At 51.4% G+C, this 3,011-nt stretch carries 1 rRNA gene; it reads right to left on the minus strand.

From position 1 onward, the window contains the following. Positions 1-28 precede the first annotated feature (28 nt). Positions 29-2,918 (minus strand): 23S ribosomal RNA (locus OH459_RS27760). Positions 2,919-3,011: the final 93 nt, after the last annotated feature.

Raw genomic sequence — 3,011 nt, forward strand, 5'->3', positions numbered from 1 at the left:
GAGTCCATCAAAACCCCTTGGGTGTTGTATGGTTAAGCCTCACGGGCAATTAGTACAGGTTAGCTCAACGCCTCACAACGCTTACACACCCTGCCTATCAACGTTCTAGTCTCGAACAACCCTTTAGGATACTTAAAGTATCAGGGAAGACTCATCTCAGGGCTCGCTTCCCGCTTAGATGCTTTCAGCGGTTATCGATTCCGAACTTAGCTACCGGGCAATGCGTCTGGCGACACAACCCGAACACCAGAGGTTCGTCCACTCCGGTCCTCTCGTACTAGGAGCAGCCCCCTTCAATCTTCCAACGCCCACGGCAGATAGGGACCGAACTGTCTCACGACGTTCTAAACCCAGCTCGCGTACCACTTTAAATGGCGAACAGCCATACCCTTGGGACCGACTTCAGCCCCAGGATGTGATGAGCCGACATCGAGGTGCCAAACACCGCCGTCGATATGAACTCTTGGGCGGTATCAGCCTGTTATCCCCGGAGTACCTTTTATCCGTTGAGCGATGGCCCTTCCATTCAGAACCACCGGATCACTATGACCTGCTTTCGCACCTGCTCGAACCGTCATTCTCGCAGTCAAGCGGGCTTATGCCATTGCACTAACCTCACGATGTCCAACCGTGATTAGCCCACCTTCGTGCTCCTCCGTTACGCTTTGGGAGGAGACCGCCCCAGTCAAACTACCCACCAGGCACTGTCCGCAACCCCGATTAGGGGTCAACGTTAGAACATCAACACTACAAGGGTGGTATTTCAAGGACGGCTCCACACAATCTAGCGACTGTGCTTCAAAGCCTCCCACCTATCCTACACATGTAGGGTCAATGTTCAGTGCCAAGCTGTAGTAAAGGTTCACGGGGTCTTTCCGTCTAGCCGCGGGTACACTGCATCTTCACAGCGATTTCAATTTCACTGAGTCTCGGGTGGAGACAGCGTGGCCATCATTACGCCATTCGTGCAGGTCGGAACTTACCCGACAAGGAATTTCGCTACCTTAGGACCGTTATAGTTACGGCCGCCGTTTACCGGGGCTTCGATCAAGAGCTTCGACCGAAGTCTAACCCCATCAATTAACCTTCCGGCACCGGGCAGGCGTCACACCGTATACGTCATCTTACGATTTTGCACAGTGCTGTGTTTTTAATAAACAGTTGCAGCCACCTGGTATCTGCGACTCTCAATAGCTCCATCCGCGAGGGACTTCACCGTCGAGAGCGTACCTTCTCCCGAAGTTACGGTACCATTTTGCCTAGTTCCTTCACCCGAGTTCTCTCAAGCGCCTTGGTATTCTCTACCCGACCACCTGTGTCGGTTTGGGGTACGATTCCTTACAATCTGAAGCTTAGAGGCTTTTCCTGGAAGCATGGCATCAATGACTTCACTACCGTAGTAGCTCGACGTCGTGTCTCAGCCTTAAAAAGAGCCGGATTTACCTAACTCTTAAGCCTACGCACTTGAACCTGGACAACCGTCGCCAGGCCCACCTAGCCTTCTCCGTCCCCCCATCGCAATTGTAAGAAGTACGGGAATATTAACCCGTTTCCCATCGACTACGCCTTTCGGCCTCGCCTTAGGGGTCGACTTACCCTGCCCCGATTAACGTTGGACAGGAACCCTTGGTCTTCCGGCGAGGAGGTTTTTCACCCCCTTTATCGTTACTCATGTCAGCATTCGCACTTCTGATACGTCCAGCATGCGTTACCACACACCTTCAACCGCTTACAGAACGCTCCCCTACCCAATGCACTAAAGTGCATTGCCGCAGCTTCGGTTTACTACTTAGCCCCGTTACATCTTCCGCGCAGGCCGACTCGACCAGTGAGCTATTACGCTTTCTTTAAATGATGGCTGCTTCTAAGCCAACATCCTGGCTGTCTGAGCCTTCCCACATCGTTTCCCACTTAGTAGTAATTTGGGACCTTAGCTGGCGGTCTGGGTTGTTTCCCTCTCCACGACGGACGTTAGCACCCGCCGTGTGTCTCCCGGATAGTACTTACTGGTATTCGGAGTTTGCAAAGGGTTGGTAAGTCGGGATGACCCCCTAGCCTTAACAGTGCTCTACCCCCAGTAGTATTCGTCCGAGGCGCTACCTAAATAGCTTTCGGGGAGAACCAGCTATCTCCAGGTTTGATTGGCCTTTCACCCCTAGCCACAAGTCATCCGCTAATTTTTCAACATTAGTCGGTTCGGTCCTCCAGTTGATGTTACTCAACCTTCAACCTGCCCATGGCTAGATCACCTGGTTTCGGGTCTATATCCAGAGACTGAACGCCCAGTTAAGACTCGGTTTCCCTACGGCTCCCCTAGATGGTTAACCTTGCCACTGAATATAAGTCGCTGACCCATTATACAAAAGGTACGCAGTCACACCACGAAGGTGCTCCTACTGCTTGTACGTACACGGTTTCAGGTTCTATTTCACTCCCCTCACAGGGGTTCTTTTCGCCTTTCCCTCACGGTACTGGTTCACTATCGGTCAGTCAGTAGTATTTAGCCTTGGAGGATGGTCCCCCCATATTCAGACAGGATATCACGTGTCCCGCCCTACTCGATTTCACTTTATATGCGTTGCCGGTTACGGGGCTATCACCCTGTATCGCACAACTTTCCAGAAGTTTCACCTGACGCATAAAAAGCTTAAGGGCTAGTCCAATTTCGCTCGCCGCTACTTTCGGAATCTCGGTTGATTTCTTTTCCTCGGGGTACTTAGATGTTTCAGTTCCCCCGGTTCGCCTCGCTGCGCTATGTATTCACGCAGCGATACTAGCTTATGCTAGTGGGTTTCCCCATTCGGAAATCCCAGACTCAAATGGTTTTTACTACCTAATCTGGGCTTATCGCAAGTTAATACGTCCTTCATCGCCTCTGACTGCCAAGGCATCCACCGTGTACGCTTAGTCACTTAACCATACAACCCGAAGGAGTTTCGAGTTGATGAACAAGTCACCAAAGTTGTCTGCAATTTTTATACATGATGCAGACTCGATTTTGCCGGACTCAA

The sequence above is a fragment of the Vibrio sp. MM46 genome, from assembly GCF_027587135.1.
Lineage (GTDB): Bacteria > Pseudomonadota > Gammaproteobacteria > Enterobacterales > Vibrionaceae > Vibrio > Vibrio harveyi.